The organism is Methylobacterium longum (genome assembly GCF_022179385.1).
In the GTDB taxonomy this organism is placed as follows: domain Bacteria; phylum Pseudomonadota; class Alphaproteobacteria; order Rhizobiales; family Beijerinckiaceae; genus Methylobacterium; species Methylobacterium longum.
Genome location: NZ_BPQS01000055.1, coordinates 1 through 18,080, shown reverse-complemented (window position 1 = coordinate 18,080; position 18,080 = coordinate 1). Strand labels below are relative to the sequence as shown.

General features: G+C 69.2%; 15 protein-coding genes. 9 read left to right on the top strand and 6 right to left on the bottom strand.

Translation table 11 applies throughout. The features are described 5' to 3' along the window. Positions 1–139: 139 nt before the first annotated feature. The gene (locus MFF58_RS26815; RefSeq protein WP_238292455.1) at positions 140–421 is read right to left on the bottom strand and encodes a hypothetical protein; all 282 of its coding nucleotides are present in this window, start codon (positions 419–421) and stop codon (positions 140–142) included. Positions 422–569: 148 nt separating this feature from the next. Here MFF58_RS26815 and MFF58_RS26810 point away from each other — a divergent pair, with 148 nt between their 5' ends. After that, positions 570–1,475, top strand: coding sequence for a LysR family transcriptional regulator (locus tag MFF58_RS26810; RefSeq protein WP_238292453.1), 906 nt, complete (start codon positions 570–572; stop codon positions 1,473–1,475). 46 nt (positions 1,476–1,521) lie between these two features. Here the strand turns inward: MFF58_RS26810 and MFF58_RS26805 are convergent, their stop codons facing one another. Both MFF58_RS26805 and MFF58_RS26800 read right to left on the bottom strand, forming a co-directional pair. Further along, positions 1,522–3,948 carry a YbcC family protein gene (locus MFF58_RS26805; protein ID WP_238292451.1) on the bottom strand — a complete coding sequence of 809 codons (2,427 nt, stop codon included), beginning with the start codon at positions 3,946–3,948 and terminating at the stop codon, positions 1,522–1,524. 19 nt (positions 3,949–3,967) lie between these two features. Beyond that, positions 3,968–5,527 (bottom strand): proton-conducting transporter transmembrane domain-containing protein, encoded by a 1,560-nt coding sequence (locus MFF58_RS26800; protein ID WP_238292449.1) that lies wholly within the window; start codon positions 5,525–5,527, stop codon positions 3,968–3,970. A gap of 190 nt (positions 5,528–5,717) precedes the next feature. Between MFF58_RS26800 and MFF58_RS26795 the strand changes: the two genes are divergently transcribed. The 3 genes from MFF58_RS26795 (at position 5,718) to MFF58_RS26785 (ending at position 9,306) form a co-directional block, all read left to right on the top strand. Then, positions 5,718–5,945, top strand: a complete 228-nt coding sequence (locus MFF58_RS26795; protein WP_238292447.1) for a hypothetical protein — start codon at positions 5,718–5,720, stop codon at positions 5,943–5,945. A gap of 586 nt (positions 5,946–6,531) precedes the next feature. Continuing rightward, a complete protein-coding gene (locus MFF58_RS26790; RefSeq protein ID WP_238292445.1) occupies positions 6,532–7,401 on the top strand; it encodes an alpha/beta hydrolase in 870 nt (289 codons plus the stop codon). A gap of 276 nt (positions 7,402–7,677) precedes the next feature. After that, positions 7,678–9,306, top strand: coding sequence for a long-chain-fatty-acid--CoA ligase (locus MFF58_RS26785; protein WP_238292443.1), 1,629 nt, complete (start codon positions 7,678–7,680; stop codon positions 9,304–9,306). A 127-nt stretch (positions 9,307–9,433) separates the two neighbouring features. Here MFF58_RS26785 and MFF58_RS26780 read toward each other — a convergent pair whose 3' ends face one another. Continuing rightward, on the bottom strand, positions 9,434–9,646 hold the full coding sequence (locus MFF58_RS26780; protein WP_238292441.1) for a DUF4287 domain-containing protein: 213 nt from the start codon (positions 9,644–9,646) through the stop codon (positions 9,434–9,436). Positions 9,647–9,967: 321 nt separating this feature from the next. On the opposite strand from MFF58_RS26780, the gene MFF58_RS26775 reads away from it, so the two are divergent. From MFF58_RS26775 to MFF58_RS26755, 5 genes are all read left to right on the top strand, one after another. Further along, positions 9,968–10,945 carry an ABC transporter substrate-binding protein gene (locus MFF58_RS26775; protein ID WP_238292439.1) on the top strand — a complete coding sequence of 326 codons (978 nt, stop codon included), beginning with the start codon at positions 9,968–9,970 and terminating at the stop codon, positions 10,943–10,945. Continuing rightward, a complete protein-coding gene (locus MFF58_RS26770) occupies positions 10,942–12,972 on the top strand; it encodes a sensor histidine kinase (protein ID WP_238292437.1) in 2,031 nt (676 codons plus the stop codon). The genes MFF58_RS26775 and MFF58_RS26770 overlap by 4 nt, the downstream gene beginning before the upstream one ends. Beyond that, the gene (locus MFF58_RS26765; protein WP_238292435.1) at positions 12,969–13,367 is read left to right on the top strand and encodes a response regulator; all 399 of its coding nucleotides are present in this window, start codon (positions 12,969–12,971) and stop codon (positions 13,365–13,367) included. Before MFF58_RS26770 ends, MFF58_RS26765 begins: the two co-directional genes overlap by 4 nt. Further along, the gene (locus MFF58_RS26760) at positions 13,364–14,629 is read left to right on the top strand and encodes an adenylate/guanylate cyclase domain-containing protein (RefSeq protein WP_238292433.1); all 1,266 of its coding nucleotides are present in this window, start codon (positions 13,364–13,366) and stop codon (positions 14,627–14,629) included. Before MFF58_RS26765 ends, MFF58_RS26760 begins: the two co-directional genes overlap by 4 nt. A 109-nt stretch (positions 14,630–14,738) precedes the next feature. Next, entirely contained in the window at positions 14,739–15,725 is a 987-nt protein-coding gene (locus tag MFF58_RS26755; RefSeq protein ID WP_238292431.1) for an ABC transporter substrate-binding protein, read from the top strand. A 70-nt stretch (positions 15,726–15,795) separates the two neighbouring features. Here the strand turns inward: MFF58_RS26755 and MFF58_RS26750 are convergent, their stop codons facing one another. Both MFF58_RS26750 and MFF58_RS26745 read right to left on the bottom strand, forming a co-directional pair. After that, positions 15,796–16,281, bottom strand: a complete 486-nt coding sequence (locus MFF58_RS26750; RefSeq protein WP_238292429.1) for a YidB family protein — start codon at positions 16,279–16,281, stop codon at positions 15,796–15,798. A gap of 68 nt (positions 16,282–16,349) precedes the next feature. Continuing rightward, entirely contained in the window at positions 16,350–17,768 is a 1,419-nt protein-coding gene (locus MFF58_RS26745; protein ID WP_238292427.1) for a TAXI family TRAP transporter solute-binding subunit, read from the bottom strand. Positions 17,769–18,080 lie beyond the last annotated feature (312 nt).

Here is an 18,080-nt window from a genome sequence, read left to right as displayed (position 1 = left end):
TACCCATCGGGCGCTCTGCGCGGTCGGCCACGCGTATTCCACCGGGGTCACGATCGGGATGCCGCAGGCGTCGCAGTGCAGGCCCCATCCCTCGCATCTCGAGAGATCCATTCGCGCCCCGCGTCGCGATCACGTCCGGTCAAGCGCTCCGGCCTGGAAGCCCATCAGGACATAGATCGAGCTCGCGCGAGACCTCCTGAAGGTAGCGCTCGATTCTCAGGCGGCTCAGGTTGTCCCGGCCTTCGACGATGACCGTGGGCCGAAAACCTCGTGAATGCATGTGTCGGAGAAATTGCTCGGCCAAGATGCAGATCTTGCGGGTGTTGCCGGCACACGTGTGAACATCGACGTCGCCGATTAGAAAACGCACCGTCGAATCGAGGTGCTTCGCTCCACCGAGATCGTTGTCAGGTAAGGCCACATCGGTCTCCCCAGCGCTTCAGCGAACCGGCCTCTCACGCGTTCAGCAGGTTTGTCGGGCCATGTTCAGGAGAAATATTAAGGTAACTACCCTCCCTGTAGCAAATTCAAATATTGCTGCGGATCCTTCGCATCTGTAAATACGAATCATGACGGCCCTGAACTACCATCACTTGCGCCTGTTCCACCGCATCGCGCACGCGGGAAGCCTCACCCGGGCCGCGGAATTCCTGAACCTGTCGCAATCCGCCCTGTCGGTTCAGTTGCAGAGGCTCGAGCAGCAGCTCGGACACGACCTGTTCGAGCGCCGCGGCCGGAAGCTGATCCTGACTGAGGCCGGCCGCATCGCCCTCGACTACGCCAATACGGTCTTCGAGACGGGCGATGAGCTGATCAAGGTCCTGCAGGGACGGCCGCACACGGCCCAGCACGTGCTGCGTGTGGGCGCTCTCACGACCCTTTCGCGTAATTTTCAACTCGAGTTCCTCAGGCCCGTGATCGGGCGGCCCGATATCGAGCTCGTGCTCCGCTCGGGCACGATGCATGACCTTCTGACCCAGCTGGAGATGCACAGCCTCGATGTGATCCTCGCGACCATTGCGGTTCGGCGGGATGCGGCCACCGACCTGCACAGCCATCTCATCGCCGAGCAGCCGGTAAGCTTGGTCGGGCGGCCAAGGCCGGACGGGCAGCCGCTCCGCTTCCCGGAGGCGCTCCGCACCGTTCCCGTCATGCTGCCCAGCCTCGACAGCGAGATCCGGGTGGCGCTCGACCGCGTGCTGTCCCTGGCAGGCATCCGTCCGGTCATCCAGGCCGAAGTCGACGACATGGCCATGCTTCGGCTGCTGGCGCGCGAGGGCGATGGCGTCGCGGTTGTGCCCCCCATCGTCGTTCAGGACGAGTTGCAGGCGGGGCTGTTGATCGAGCACTGTCGCATCCCGGACGTGACGGAGCGCTTCTACGCGATTACCCAGACGAGACGCTTCCCCAACCCGCTGCTGCGCGACCTGGTCACCGTCAGCCGATCGCCGCCCGCGGCGCCCGACGCCGGGTGAGCTGGCGGCGATCCGGAGTCGGGCGCCGCGGGGGCGTGCCCGGGCTTCACCCCGCAGCTCTCAGCGCCGAGCCCGACGCGACAGCGGGCGTTCCGGAGACGCCGGTCCAGCGCAGGTCGCCGACGTAGCGCCACGCCATCCGGCCATTCTCGTCGAGGGCGAACAGGTGGAGCCAGCGATTGTCGAACAGGGCGCGCACCTCCGCGTGGCGATGCAGGATGTCGGCGATCGCCTCGCGCGGCGCCTCGATGCACACCGTCAACCGCAGGGGTTCGTGAACGTAGCCTTCGCCGTCGTGCACCGCCTGTCGCGCGAGGCCGCCGCGCAGGGGACCGCTGTTCCCCTCCAGGACACCGATGCCGCCCGTGACGTTGTGCAAAAGCTTGTTGCCACATCCGAACAGATCCGGCGCGACGGTCGAGCCGTAGTATTGGAGGCTGATCCAGCTCGCCACCACCACCGGCGCGGTGAGGATCAGCTCAAGGATGCCGAAGCCGGTGTCCTGTCGCCAATCGTATTCGTGCAGGAAGGCGCGGCCGCCGAGCGACCCGCCCGCCGTGCGGTGACGCGGCGCGGCGATGAACGCGCTGCACCCGGCCAGCCCCCATTCGGGGCGCGTCTCAGCCCAGTCGCGGCTCCGACGCGCGACGGACCGGCCGTCCGCGGTGCGGGGCAGGCGCAGCGCCCGTTCCCCGCGGGCGATCACGCCCGCCGCAGCGAGCCAAGCCCTCACACGATCCAGGTCCCCCGACGCGCTCGTCCGCGGGAGATCCGCGGCGTAAAGCGTGATGTCGTCCGTCGTCGTGTCGTGGAGGGCCGCGACGAAGACCGTATCGACCGGCACGTCCAAACCGCCTTCTCGGAGCGCGATCCGCACCTCCGCTTCGTTGAGAAGCCGCGCCAGCAGCCGGGCATTCACCTCACCCGAATATCCCCCGCAGGCCCCGCAATGCAGTGCGCTGGCATGGGGATTGTTGACCACGTTCGCCCCATGGCCGACGAGCAGCACCACGGGGGCATAATCCGTGGTCAGCGACATCGCGCGCAGAACGTTCGCCGCGATCGTGACCCGGGACGGGAGGTCGAGCGCGGGGTCGAGTCGCGGTGCGGGCTCGCCGCCTGCCGGCCTTCGGGTCAGGCCCAGCGAGTCGGTTACGAGCGTGCCGAGATAGAGGAGTCCGGCCGCCTCGACGAAGGCGAAGGAGGACACCGCCGCCTGCCGGAAACGGCCCCAGGCCCGCTGGGCACGCGCGGCGACCCTCGCGGCCTGATCCGCGCGCGCGACGCCGGGACCGCCGGAGCAGGTATGCAGGCTCGGATTCAGGAGAACCGGCAGCCGCCGCTCCTCGATGTCCGAGGCGAACCCGCGATGCGCGGTCGGCAGGCCGAAGAAACCCGCGAAGCCAAGGGTACGGATCCGGGGTTCCAGCCCCTCCAGGGCCCGACGAAAAACCTCCGAGCGCACATCGATGCAGAACGCGGCCTGCAGGATCGGGCGTCCGCCCGCGGGTGCCGGTGAAGCGTCGGCGAGACAAGCGGCAAGCGCGCGCTGCGCGGCGCGCTCCGCGGCGTCCTGCAGGACGCTATCGACGACTTGGTCACGCGTCGGCCGGGCGGGAGTCGCATGCTCGGCCGCCGCGGCCGCCCAGGCGCCGCCGATCCGCCCCGCGTAGCGGGCGAACAGCGCCTCCTCCCAGATCACCTGGATGGCCAGCAGGTCCCTCAGCATCCCGTCGGATCCGCCGGCGAGCTCCGATTGCCACGCCCGGTAGCGGGCATACTGGGCCCATCCGCCGAGCGACAGCAGCATCTGGTGGAAGTAGCTCGCGAGGGCCTCCGGGCTGAGACCGAGCCGGGCCGTCGCCCGCGCGAGGGCGGGCAGCGTTCCGTCGGGCACGTCCGAGACGTGGCGCGCGAACCCGTTCAGCCCGGCGATCTCCGGGGTCAGGTCGTGGACCGCCCACGACCGCCAGAGCGCGAGGGCGCCCCCGCCGGACGGTGCGGCCCAGAGGGCTTGCCCCTCGTCGAAGTAGCCCGCCGCCCAAGCGGTGAACCGGTCGGCGATCAGGCCCGGCCAATCGATTCCGGAGGCCTCCGCACACAGGGAGGCCACGGTCGGCACGGCTCTGACCGGGGGCGCCTCCGACTCCGAAGCCGCCTTCAGCGCGGCGAGGTCGGCCGGCCGCAGTCCTGCGGGCGCGTCCGCCAAGGCATCCCGGAGATCCTCGTCGGTGATCGATCCGGAGGCCACCCTGTCGCGGTACCAGCCGCGCGGCATCGTGACCGCGACGCCGCGCGCCCGGGCCAGCTGCGCCGCAGCGGCCCAGAGCGGCTCGCCGGTGGATCCGAGGAACGGATTGACGGCGACGCTGGAATTCAGCGGCCAGAGCGGTGGAATCTGTCGACCCGCGGAATCGGCCGCGACCTTCACGCGCTCGTGGGAGGTGGGGAGGGAATGGACGATCTCGATCATCGTGGCATCTCCGAAGCGGTCACGAAGCGGGGCGCAGGGACCAGCCGCCGACCAGCCGGTCGAAGGCCGCGTTGGCGTAGAGGCCGTTGGCGAGGTGGACCCGCAGGCCGGCGGCGGCGGGGTGATAGGCCCAGAGCGGGAACATCGCCTGCAGGACCGCGACGAGGCCGAAGGTGAGCAGGGCCAGCATGATCAGGGCCCATTCCAGCGGCCCGGGCGCGGGTGTGGGCGGCAGCGCGCCCGCCGTGAGATGGATGGCGGCTGCCTGAAGGGCGAAGTAGCCAATGGAGGTCGCGACCGCGTAAGCCGCGGTACGCCACGTCAGCGCGCGAGGGGCAGCGTCGGCGAAGCCCTGGGCGAGCATGTAGGCGACGCCGAAGATCAGGATGGCGCCGAGGGCGAAAGCCTGGGGGGACTCGTGCGGCAGCCCGAAAGCGAGGCCGACGACGGCGAAGATGGTGAGGGCGCAGAGGAAGGCGCGCCCGACGGCGGCCGCCCCGGGTATGGCCACCGGCCCCGGACGCCGGGCCGCCGTGACGGCTTCGACCGCGCCGCCCGAGGCCAGGAACGCGTGGGCCTTGTAGAGCGAGTGGGCCACGATGTGCAGCAGCGCGAGCGGGAACAGGGCCAGCCCACACTCGAAGGTCATGAAGCCCATCTGCGCCACCGTCGACCACGCCAGCGAGGTCTTCACGGAGGACTGGGTCAGCATCACCATGCTTCCGAGCAGGGCGGTGAAGCCGCCGAGGGCGACCAGACCCGCGAGCACGCCGGGCGCCAGCAAAAGGACGTCCGCAAACCGGATGAGCAGGAAGCCGCCCGCGTTGACCACGCCCGCGTGCAGCAGAGCGGAGACCGGTGTCGGGGTTTCCATCACCTCGGTGAGCCAGCCATGCGTCGGGAACTGCGCGGACTTGAGCAGGGCGGCAACCGCGAGCAGGCCGGCCGCCGCCACGGCGAGACTTCCACCGTCACCGTCGCGGGCCGCACTCAGGATCTGTCCGATGTCGGCCGTGCCGTAAGCCGTGCCCAGCAGCACGGCGGCGACGATCAAGGCGCCGTCACTGAGCCGGGCGGTGATGAATTTCTTGCGCGCGGCGCGGCGCGCGCCGGGACGCTCGCGGTAGAAAACCAGCAGTCGATGGAGGAACAGGCTGGTGGCGATCCAGGATGCGGCGAGCTGGAACAGGTTGCCGGCCGTGACGAGGAGCAGCACCGCCGCGAGCGTGAGGCAGAGCCAACCGGTGAAGGAACCCTGCCGGTCCTCGCCGTCGAGGTAGGTCGATGCGTAGCGGAGTACGATCCAGCCGATGAACGTGACGAGGACCAGCATGGTGATGCTGACCGCGTCCACGCGTGCGGACAACGCCACCCCGGAAAGGCCGATGCGCGAGCCGTTTCCCGGACCCGACATCACCAGTGTGGCGGCGCAGACGAGGGCGACCGTGAGCGCGGCGAGTGCAAGCCTCTCGGTGAGTGCGAGGATGGCTCCCGGGCGTCGTCCCGGTTTTGAGAAGCCGGCGGCCGCGCCTGCGAGCAGCGCCACAGGCGCCAACAGCGGCAAGTCAAAGATGAGCATATGATCCTCCTGGAAACTGCCGGAGCTGGGAGGATCGATACACAGGGCCGTGGATTACGAAAAATATATTGTTTGTTGCAAATCGTTCTAGAAAATAGATCCATATGGCGGATCGCCATCCGCTGCTCGGCGTGACCTGACCGGCTGCTTCGGGCCGTGCTGATCGAGGGAATCAGCCAGGACCGAAGGAATGCGGCATGAAGCGAGGTCGTCGAACGAGCGGGGAGCAGGCCGTGTTGAGGCTGCGGCAGATCGCGGTGCAGCCGGCACGGGGCACGAGGCGTTCGGCGACCTGCAGGTCGATCATCCACGGACGATGAAGGACGTGGAGCGCAAGAACGCCCCATTGCACTGGCTCGTGACTCGTCGCCGCTTGGACAAGCAGGTGCTGGCGGAGATCGTATCGGGAAACGAGTAGCGCACGGGCGACGCCGGCAGGCGCTCGACGTGCCGATTCCGCCGCGTGGATGAGGGGATTTCACTGCGGTCAGGCGTCAGCTCAGTATTTAACAAGCCGTATCACCGGAATGCTCCACAGGGGCATGGTACTTCTGGCTTCAGATACTGCGCTCACCGAGGAGTGTTGGCGGCCGGCCCTCGTGTTAATCCAGCCCCGCCACCTGATAGATCCCGACGTCACAGCATCCGTGGCCGGCCTATGCCATCGCTCGTCAGGGCGGCGGAGGAAGAGCCTCGGCGAAGGGACGTCCGGGCCCCGCGACGGCGCTGATCGCGACCGGATTGTCGCCAAGTGTGCCGGCAATGGGCACACGCCCTCAGTTCGGCCGAGATTCGACCAATGCGTCGCCGACGGTCGGATAGGCCGACGCGTCCGCATCCGACACGCTAGGCTGTGGCCGCTTCGAGCCAAGCCCCACAACCGAACGGCCTGGCGGGCCTCCACAGACGCCGTTTCAGCTGGCATACCCGACCCTCAGCGAGGACGGGCCGCGAGGCTGCCTCGCCGATTGTGCCGCGGATGATTGCGGCGTGGGGGCCTTCCTATGCCAGCCTTCGTCCTCGACGACCCGACGCCGATCGATCCACGCCGGCGCTGGGACACCCTGGACTTGGGGTCGCGCGGGGCCTGCTACGACAACACGGCCGGCGTGCCCGACAGCGCGACCCAGGTCGCGGCCCGCAACGCCGCCTCCGCCGCGTACCGGGCGGCGCATCCGGTCGGCCTCGATATCCCCTTCGCGGCCGGATCCCGCACGGCCTTCGACCTCTATCCGGCAGCCGACCCCCAGGCCCCCTGCCTCGTCTTCGTCCATGGCGGCTACTGGCAGCGCAACGCCAAAGCCGATTTCGCCTGTCTCGCCGAAGGACCGAACGCGGCCGGCTGGTCGGTGGCGATGCCGGGTTACACCTTGGCCCCGGAGGCCAGTCTCGCGGACATCGCCGCCGAGATCGACACCGCCCTCCACTGGCTTGCCGAACACGGTCCGGCAAACGGGATCGGCGGCCCCCGCGTTCTGGCCGGCTGGTCGGCGGGGGCGCAGCTGGCAGCCCTCCACCTCGGGCACCGGGCAGTCGCGGCGTCGCTGGCGATCTCCGGCGTCTACGACCTCGCGCCCATCCGCGAGACCTACCTGAACGAGAAACTCGGCCTCACGGATGACGAGATCGCCACGCTCTCCCCCTTGCGGCTGCCCGTGACGCCGAAGCCCATGACGTTGGCTTACGGGAGCCGTGAACTCGCGGCCCTCGTCCACGACGCACGCAATCTGCACGCCCTGCGCAGCGCGGCCCATGCACCGGGCGTCCTCCTGCCTGTGCCCGGCGCCGACCACTTCTCGATCCTCGACGGGTTTCGCCGTCCGGACGGCATCCTGGTCCGCGCCGCGCAGGCGCTACTCGAAGGAACCCGCTGACCCGCCGGCTTCGGAGCCGCGCCGGATCCCGCCGGTCCCGCGGCGGCCGCATCACGTCCGGTACCGGCGGGACGTCGGGGCCGTGACCGGGCGGCGCTCGGCATCGGACGCGAACGCCCGCCTCGATCCTGCGGTGGGCCGTCGTCGCGGCGGCGGACGATTTGCCCCTCCTCGCCGCCTGGATTTCGCCTAAGCTCGACGGCGACGGGCTTCAGCGCCCGGTCGCGACCCGGCCTGAAGACCGGGCGCCCGCGGGATCGGATGGAGGACGACGCCATGAACGGTCTGATGCAGGACTGGCCCCTGCTCATCCACCGCATCATCGACTACGCCCGCGTGCAGCATCCGAACCGGGCCGTGATCTCCCGCTCGGTCGAGGGGCCCATGCACCGCACGACCTATGCGGAGATCCACGAGCGGGCGCGACGTCTCGCCAAACGGCTCGAGCGCGACGGTATCGGGGTCGGCGACCGGGTGGCGACGCTGGCCTGGAACACGTGGCGGCACATGGAGGCGTGGTACGGGATCACCGGCGTCGGCGCGATCTACCACACGGTCAATCCCCGTCTGAGCGAACAGCAGATCGCCTACATCATCAACCACGCCGACGACCGGATCCTCCTGCTCGATCTGACCTTCCTGCCGCTGGTCGAGCGGATGGCCGCGTCGCTGCCGTCGATCGAGCGCTTCGTGCTCCTCACGGACGCCGCCCATCTGCCGGAGACGAGCCTGCGCAACGCCGTCGCCTACGAGGACTGGCTCGCGGAAGCCGACGCGGACTTCGCCTGGGCGGCGCTCGACGAGAGGGCGGCAGCCGGCCTGTGCTACACCTCCGGGACGACCGGGAACCCGAAGGGTGTCCTGTACTCGCACCGCTCGAACGTGCTTCACGCCCTGGTCAACAACGGGGCCGACTACCTCGGGCTGAAGAGCCGCGACGTGGCGATGCCGGTGGTGCCGCTGTTCCATGCCAACAGCTGGTCGCTGGCGTTCCTGGCCCCGATGGCCGGCGCGTCCCTGGTGCTGCCGGGCCCACGCCTCGACGGTGCTTCGCTGCACGCCTTGCTGGAGGAGACGGCCGTCACCGTGACGGCGGCCGTGCCGACGGTCTGGCTCGGCCTGCTCCAGCACCTCGACGCCACGGGCGCGAAGCTCACCCACCTGCGGCGCGTCCTCATCGGTGGTTCGTCCTGCCCCCCGGCCATGATCGAGCGCTTCGAGCGCGATTACGACGTCGCCGTGATCCATGCCTGGGGCATGACCGAGATGAGCCCGATCGGCTCGTTCTGCGTCCTCAAGCCCGAGGTCGCGGATCTCGACGGCGCAGGTCGCCTCGACCGCAAGGCGACGCAGGGCTATCCGCCGTTCGGCGTGGAATTTCGCCTCACCGACGACGCCGGGCGCGATCAGCCCTGGGACGGCAGCACGTTCGGCCGTCTGAAGGTGGCGGGCCCCGCGGTGGCGAGCGCCTATTTCCAGGACGACACCCCGATCCTCGACGACCGCGGCTTCTTCGATACCGGCGACATCGCCACCATCGATCCGCACGGCTACATGACGGTCACCGACCGGGCGAAGGACGTGATCAAATCCGGCGGCGAGTGGATCTCCTCCATCGAGCTGGAGAACCTCGCGGTCGGGCATCCCGACGTGGCGGAGGCGGCGGTCATCGGCGTCGCCCACGCGAAATGGGACGAGCGCCCACTGCTCATCATCGTGGCGAAGGCGGATCGGAACCCGGACAAGGCCGGTCTGCTCGCGTTCCTGCGCCCGCGCGTCGCCAAGTGGTGGCTGCCCGACGATGTCGTCTTCGTGCGGGAGATCCCCCACACGGCGACGGGAAAGATCCAGAAGACGGCGCTGCGCGATCAGTTCCGTGATTACCGGTGGCCGACCGCTGAATGACGGCGGCGTTTCGTGCCCCGCCTGTGCCCGACCGGTCAGTTTGGCAGCCTTGATCGGATGCCGGGCCCTCACGTGCGCGTTCCGGGGGAATGGGAGCGGCTACCGCCGCGCGGGCCGACCGCCGCGTCTACTTCTTCCGCACCGACAGGACATGAGCCACGATCGCGTTGGCGTGACCGTGACCCATCCCATGCTCGTCCTTCAACATGGAGACCAGATCCGTGTGCTTCGCGGGGAGCCGCTCCTGCACGAGGTGCTGCCATTCTTCGATGGGACGCCCGTACTTCTTCTCGATCGACGGGAAGTACGTCGCAGGTCCCCTGACCGGTTCGGCAGACATGATGGCCCCTTCCCATGAGCTGGCTGACGCCAGCTTCGCCAAGAAGCGCGCAGGCCGCAACCGACGCACGGCCTGGGGCGCACGCATCGGGCCGGGACTACGCCCCGCGCGAGGGGTATCGAGTGTCGGGGCCCAGGCACCGGTAATGCCGCCGACCGTCCACGGATGCGGGCCGTCGGGCCGATAACCGCGATCCCGACTTGCCGTGGTCGCTCCGGCGAGCTTGCGCTAGACTTACGTCCGAACTCGCCGCGTCGAGTCGAGTGTCCGCGCCCGGTCCGCGACCAGGGCCGACGACAGTGGGACGGGCTCGGTGATCGGATGAGGCGTCGGACCGTAATCGCTGGGCTCCCCTTGGCGCTGACCGGCTGGCCGGTGGCGGCGCAGGCCCTGGCGCAGGGCCGTGTGGCGGCACTCTGGCCCTTCCCGCCCGGCGACGCCGAAGGTCTGACGCTGTCGAGCGCGTTCCGCGTGTCGATGCGCGAGCAGGGCCAGCCCGACATCCAGATCGACGATCGTTGGGGCGGGGCCGACCGCAACCGGACGCGGGCGCTCGCGAGCGATCTCGTCGCCACGAAGCCGCAGGCGATCCTGACGTATCTCAGCGCCCAGCTGACCGCCGTCTCCGCATTGACGCGCGAGATCCCGATCGTGTTCGTGGGAGCCTCGGACCCGGTCGGCTTCGGCTACGTCGTGAGCCGCCAGCGCCCGGGTGGCAACATCACCGGATTCACCCTGTACGAGCCGCCCCTGGGCGGGAAGTGGCTGGCGGCGCTCAAGGAGGCCGTACCGACGATCCGGCATGTCAAACTTTTGTCGAACCCGAGCAGCGGGGCGGCGGGCGCCAACTTCTACTCGGCCTCGTTCAGCAGCACCGCAGCGGACCTGGGTGTTCGCGCATCGATCGCGACGGTCGACGAGGCGGCCGCCGTCGAACCCTTGATCGCGGAACTCGGCCAAGAGGGCGACGCCGGTCTCATCGTGGCGCCCGGCACCTTCAGCGAGGCCAACGGGGACCACATCGTGGCGCTCACCGCCCGTTACCGAATACCGGCCGTCTTCGCGATCCGCCGTTTCGCCCATCGCGGCGGGCTCATGTCGTACGGCCCGGATCCGACCGAGGCGGTGCACCGCGCGGGCGCCTACGTCGCCCGGATCGTCCGCGGAGACAATCCCGCGACGCTGCCCGTGCAGGCACCCACGAAGTACGATTTCATCGTGAACCTCAAGACCGCGCGGACCCTGGGCATCACGGTCTCGTCGGCGCTCCTCGCCCAAGCGGACGAGATCGTCGAATGACGACAATCCAGAGCTTGGCCGCGCCGGCCGATCCGAGGAGAACGCCGCCGTGGCTCCGCCTGCGGCTGGCGGGGAAATTCGCGGTGGCCTTCGTCGGCCTGGTCTCGCTGGTCCTGCTCATCAACGGCGTTGTCGACCTCACCCTGAACTTCGAGGAGGCGCGGCGGAATGCGATCGAGGTGCAGCGTGAGAAGGCCAGGGCCGCCGCCGAGCGGGTCGAGGCGTTCCTGTCCGAGATCGAGGGCCAGATCGGCTGGACGACGCGGGCCGAATGGCGCCGCGTCTCCCCGGAGCAGCAGCGCTACGACTTCATCCGGCTCCTGCGGCAGGCGCCCGCGATCACCGAGGTCGCCTATCTCGATCCGAACGGCAAGGAACAGCTGCGGGTGTCTCGGCTGGAGCCCGACGTGGTCGCGAGCGGAAAGGATTTCTCGACGGCGCCGCGCTTTACCCAGGCGCTCAAGGACAAGACGTGGTTCGGCCCGGTCTACTTCCGGCGCGGCTCCGAGCCGTACATGACGATCGCGGTGGCGCATGCGGGGCGGGATCCGGGCGTGACCGTCGCGGAGGTCAACCTGAAGCTGATCTGGGACGTCGTCAGCGCGATCCGGAACGGCTTGAACGGCTACGCCTTCGTGACCACCGGGACCGGCCGGCTGATCGCGCATCCCGACCTCAGCCTCGTCCTGCGCGACACGGACCTGTCGGGCCTGCCCGAGGTGGCCGCGGCGTTGCCCGGGACCGCGCGGGATCAGGATTACGGAATCACCCGCGGACTCGATGGCGGGCTCATTCTGGCCGCGCACGCCACCATTCCGCGCGTCGATTGGATCGTGTTCGTTCAGTTGTCGCTGCGCGAGGCGATGGAGCCGCTGATCGACTCCATCATCCAAACGGTGTCGCTGATGGGCCTGGGCGTCCTCATGGCGGCGGTGGCCGGCACGTTCCTGGCCCGCCGCCTGGTGGTGCCGATCCGCCAGTTGCAGGACGGTGCCGAGCGGCTCGGCTCGGGCGACCTGTCCAAACGCATCGAGATCCGGACGGGGGACGAGATCGAGACGCTCGCCCAGCGCTTCAACTTCATGGCCAGCCGGGTGCAGGAATCGTACGAGACGCTCGAGGCGAAGGTCGAGGAACGGACCCGCGACCTGAACCGATCGCTCGACGACCTCCAGAAGGCGCAGAATCGCCTCGTGCAGTCCGAGAAGCTGGCCTCACTCGGCCAGCTCACCGCCGGCATCGCCCATGAGATCAAGAATCCCCTGAACTTCGTGAACAACTTCGCCGCGCTCTCGAAGGAGCTGGTGGATGAGCTGCGGGACGTGCTCAAGCCCGCCGCACTCGCTCCCGAAACGCGCGAGGAGGTCGATGAACTCACCGAACTCCTGAAGGGCAATCTCGACAAGGTCGTCCAGCACGGGCAGCGCGCCGACTCGATCGTGAAGAACATGCTGCTGCATTCCCGGACCGGTTCGGGCGAGCATCGCCCCGTCGATATCAATGCCCTCGTCGAGGAGAGCCTCAACCTCGCCTATCACGGCGCCCGCGCGGCCAAGGCCGGCTTCAACGTGACCATCGCCCGCGACTTCGATCCCGCTGCCGGGCTCGCCGACCTCTACCCGCAGGAGATGACGCGCGTGCTCCTGAACCTGTTGTCGAACGGGTTCTATGCCACCGAGAAGCGAACACAGGTCGGCGAGCCAGGCTACGCACCGACCCTGTCGGTCGCGACGCGCGACCGCGGCGACAACGTCGAGATCCGCGTCCGCGACAACGGCACCGGCATCCCTGAGAGCGTCAGGGCCAGGATGTTCGATCCGTTCTACACCACCAAGCCGGCCGGTGAAGGCACGGGCCTCGGACTGTCGCTCAGCCACGACATCCTCGTGAAGCAGCACGGCGGGACGATCGACGTCGTCTCGGAGCCGGATCAGTTCACTGAGTTCACGATCACGCTGCCGCGTCGGGGCGCGCCCACGGCCGAGCCCATGAGAGCACCGCTGACCGAGTCCGGGAGCCCGCTATGACCGTCCTCATCCTCGTCGTCGACGATGAACCCGACGTCACCGACCTCTTCCGACAGCAGTTCCGCCGCGAGCTGCGCGCCGGTCGCTTCGAGATGGCCTTCGCGCATTCGGCGCCGGAGGCCCTGACCTGCATCAGCGCCTCCACCGGCGCGAGCCTGATCCTGATGTTCTCGGACATCAACATGCCGGGCATGACCGGGCTGGAACTGCTGCCTCTGGTGCGCACGGCGCGACCCGACGTGCCGGTGATCATGATCACGGCCTACGGCGATGCCGAAACCCGGGAGCGGGTGCGGGCGGCAGGCGCGGTCGGCCTGATCACGAAGCCGATCGACTTCGCGCAGCTCAAGGCCGAAATTGAGCACCGCTTGGCCGAGATCGCGGGGACCGCATGATTACCGGTCTCCCGAGCGCCAAAATCCTCGTGGTCGACGACGAGCCCGATCTCGAAGCGCTGATCACCCAGAAATTCCGCCGCCAGATCCGCCAGAACCTCGTCTCGTTCGTGTTCGCGCATGACGGGCAGGAGGCGCTGGAGTGTCTGTCCGAGAACCCCGACATCGACCTCGTGGTATCGGACATCAACATGCCGCGGATGGACGGCCTGACGCTGCTCGCCAAACTGCAGGAACTCGCCGACAGGCCGTCGACCATCATCGTCTCCGCCTACGGCGACATGGCGAACATCCGCACGGCGATGAACCGCGGCGCCTTCGACTTCCTGACCAAGCCGATCGATTTCGCTGACCTGGAGACGACGATCGAGCGGACGCTGCGGCACGTGGAGGCGTTGCGCGACGGGCGACGGCGGCAATCGCTGGCCGAGCGTGCGCACGCGTCCCTGGCGCGCTATTTCTCGCCGAACCTCGCCGAGCAGCTGGCCGGCGATGCCTCGGGTCTCGAACTCGGCGGCCACCGGCGCGACGTGGCGTCCCTGTTCACCGACATCGCCGGCTTCACCAGCCTGGTGGAGAGCCTCGACCCGGCGCTCCTCGCCGAGATCCTCAACGGCTACTTCGCCGAGATGACCGATGTGGTCTTCGCCCACGAAGGGACGGTCGCCAAGATCGTCGGCGACGCGCTGCACGTGCTGTTCGGGGCTCCGGGGGATCAACCGGACCACGCCGCCCGGGCGGTGACCTGCGCGCTGGCCCTGGACCAGGCCGCGGAGGGCTTTCGCGCGCGCTGGCGCGAGCGCGGGATCGAGATCGGCGTCACGCGGATCGGCGTGCATGCCGGCCCCGCGATCGTGGGCAATTTCGGTGGCGGCCGCTACTTCGACTACACGGCCTACGGCGACACCATCAACACGGCGGCCCGCCTGGAAAACGCCAACAAGGCGTTCGGGACCCGGATATGCGTCAGCGAAGCGGTGGTCATCCGGGCCGGGCAATTCCGGGGCCGGCCGCTGGGCGACCTCCTCCTGCGCGGCAAGCAAGAGGCGCTGCGCGCCTTCGAGCCGCTGACCGGGGCCGCCTACGACGACGATTCACTGAGCCGTTATCGCGCGGCCTTCGACAGGCTGGAGGCCGGCGAGGCCGGTGCCCTCCCGGCCTTCGCGGGCCTCGTCGGCCTGCGTCCGGACGACGGGGTCGCGGCCTTCCACCTGCGACGCCTCCTCAACGGTTCGAGCGGGACGCGGGTGGAAGTCCAGTGAAGGATCGACGCCCGACATCGACCTGCCGGCCGCGACGTCGGCAACAGGCTGCTCCGGAGTGGCAGGACCGAGCGGCCGGACCGGATCACCGAAGGCGGGAGGCCAACCTATGAGGCGGCGCGACGTCATCGCGGGCCTGGGGGGCGCGGCGGCGTGGCCGGCTGCCGTCGGGGCCGAGCCGGGTGAACCGCGCCGGCTCGGCATCCTGCTCGTCTACGGCGAGGCCCATCCCGACACGTCTGTCATCGTGGCGACGCTGCAGGAAAGCCTGCGCCGGCTCGGCTGGACCTGGGGGCAGAACCTCGCCGTCGATCTGCGCTACGGCGACGGCGATGCCGACAAGATGAGCCGGGACGCCCACGAGATCCTCGCCGGCAGACCGGACGTCGTCCTGGCGCAGGGCGTCGTCGGCGCCACCGCGCTTCAGAAGGCGACGACGACCACGCCGGTGGTGTTCATGATGCTTCAGGATCCGGTGGGCGGCGGTTTCGTCAGCAGCCTGTCGCGCCCGGGCGGCAATCTGACGGGCGTCACCAATTTCGACTTCACGCTGATCGGAAAGTGGCTGCAGCTCCTGAAGGAACTCAGCCCCGACGTCAGGCGCGCCCTCGCGCTCGTCAATCCCGATTACCCCGCGCGACTGAAGGGATACGCGACCGAACTCGCCCGGATCGCCCCCGAACTCGGCATAGAGGCCCGGATCGCCGGCGTGCATGATGCCCCCGAGATCGAGCAGGCGATCACCGGTTTCGCCAAGGAGCCCCACGGCGGGCTGATCGTGCTGCCCGACGCGGTGACCGGCGTTTTCAGCCCGCAGATCATCGCGTCGGCGGCGTCCTGCAATCTGCCGGCGGTCTATGCGTATGCGACGCAGGTGAGGCTCGGTGGGCTCGCTGCCTATACGACCAGCGTCGTTCAGGACGTGCAGCGGGCAACCTTCTACATCGACCGGATCCTGCGGGGCGCGTCGGCCAGCGACCTGCCGGTCCAGGCCAGCGACCGCTTTTTCACCGTGATCAACCTGAGGACGGCCGCCGCCCTGAAGCTGACGATCTCCCCCTCCCTGCTGGCGAAGGCCGACGAGCTGGTCGAGTAGGTGCGCCAGCCGCGCGACGTCGTGGCGACGCCGCCGAAGGCGCCGCCCCGACGGTCGACGGGATCGTGGTTCAGCCGAGGGCCGGCAGGCGTCCGTCCGGGGAGTAGCGGTCGATGGCCGACGGCAGATCCCGCGACAGGCGCGCCAGGAGTTCGGTACGGGTCAGGCCCGTGCGCTGCTCCAGCGATGCGAGGGTCTCGGGCCCGATGGCGCGCTCGAGGTCGGCGGCCGGAATATCGCGGTTCGGCCCGTGATTGATCCAGGACTGCGCCGTGTCGGCGTGACCGCCCTTCGTGAAGTGCTCGATCAGTTCACCCAGGCCGCCCGCGATGAGCCCACCGACGCCGGCGCTGCCGGCACCGCCGAGGAGGCGCTCGAGGTTCGCCGGGATCGTTCCGCCGGAGGCCGGCGCGCCGGCCGGGACCTGCGGCACCGGCGCGTGGGCGGTGTCCTTGCCGTGGCCACCAAGCCATTCGGAGATCTTGTCGCGATTCTGGTAGCCGGCCACGGCCAGCAGCCCCAGCAGCGCGGTCATCGACGGATATCCCTTGCTCATCGTGTCGTCCCTTCTCTGTTCGGGCGCGGTGGCCCGGCTGATACGGCGGTCGACCCGCCGCATTGCTTTCACTCCGCCGCAGCGGCGGAGATCTTCGCGGCCACCGCGTCGATGACGGACGGCGCCGTCTCGCCGGCGTAATGGCCAGCCGCGATGGCGCGCTTGACCGTCGAGCGGGCCGCATCGATGGCGATGGACGCGGCCGACATGGTCCTGGCCTCGGTCGGGCGCTCCAGGGCATGCTTGGCGATGTCGCCGGCCAGATCGTCGATTTCCCGCGCGAGGGCGTGCAGTCGGTTCCGATCCTGCGTGCCCTGCGCCTCATGCCGGATCGCGAGCAGCCGATCGGTCGCCTCCTCGACACGCTCGCGGCGCAGGCGGGACAAGCGCTGTGCGACCCACGCGAGGGCCGAACCGATACCGCCGCCCAGGAAGGCGAGCAGGTAGATCCAGGTCTCGTAGCGCTCAATGAAGCTCTGCTGCTCGCGCTCGAAGTAATCGACGGCGCCTGGATGGATCGGCAGCCGGGCACTCGTCGCGCCGACGGTGCTGTCGTAGGCCGGGGCCTGGACATAATCGGCGGACGCAGTGACGTTCGCCATGCCGCTGCGCAGTTCGAACAGGTGCTGGGTCACGTCCGCCGCCACCGACCGGGCGAGATTCGCGCGCGCCATCAGCCGGTAAGATGCACCGACCGTGTGGACATCGGCGGCCGGGATCTTCGGACTGCCGCCGAAGGTCTCGGCCGGCATGGTCACCACTTGGAGCCGTGGCATGCGCGCCACGAAGGCGTCGGCATTCTCCATGTCCACGAACGAGACCTTCCGGCTGCGGCTCGCATCCTGGACGATGCCGATGATGCGCTGTGCGGCTGGCGCGGTCGGGGCGATGACCGAGATCACGGCGTCGACGCGCTTGCGGGCGAAGGCGGCGGCCAGATCGGCCTCCGCCGTTTCCACGAGGGCGACGTGGCGGGGCGGGATCGGGGCCTCGGGATCGGTGGTGATCAGCGTCAGTCCGTAATGCTCGAGCAGGGCTCGGATCAGCGCCTCGTCGGCATCCCGGTGCGCCAGTGTCGCCAGGCGCTTCCGGTCGAGATCCGGGAACCGGTCGATCCCCGACGCCTCCGGCGCGGCGATGATCATGGCCTGATCGCGCAGAATCGCGAGGGTGAGCCCGTTATCAGGGAGATCGACGTCGGGCCGCACCACCGCGAGGTCGGCGCGGCCCTCGCGCAGCGCCTCGGCGCTGTCTCGGACATCGTCGAAAGGCAGGATCCGCAGGCGGATCTCCTTGTGCCGCTTGGCCAGAGCATCCGCGTAGGTCTGGATCAGGGCGGGTTCGGTGCCGTCCCGTGGAGCGACCGCGACCGTGAGCACGGTGGCGCGCGAGGCCCAGTAAGCCACGGCGGCCCCCGCACACAGCAGGATGGCAAGCGCCAGGAAGACGAATTCCCGGCGCAGGAACAGACCGGATAGCTGCTTCATCGCGGTGGTCTCCGGCGGGGTTCGCGGAGGTCTGGCTCAGTGCGGCTGCGCGAGCCGGCGCGCGCGACCGCCCAGGGCGACGATCTCCGGCACGATCGACGCCCTCGAGATCTTGCGCAGCATCGAGTCTTCCCCATCTCGGCGGACCCCGCGCGGCCCACCGTCGAACCGGCGCCGTTTGGGGAGAAGGCGGCACCGGTTCGCCCGGTGCCGCCGCCAGGGTCGCGGCGCGGCCGGGGCAGCGCCGGCGCGGCCGGCGCCGTGGGGGCGCGCTCAGCGCCGTCCGGTGACGGTCTCGGCCAGGGACTTGGC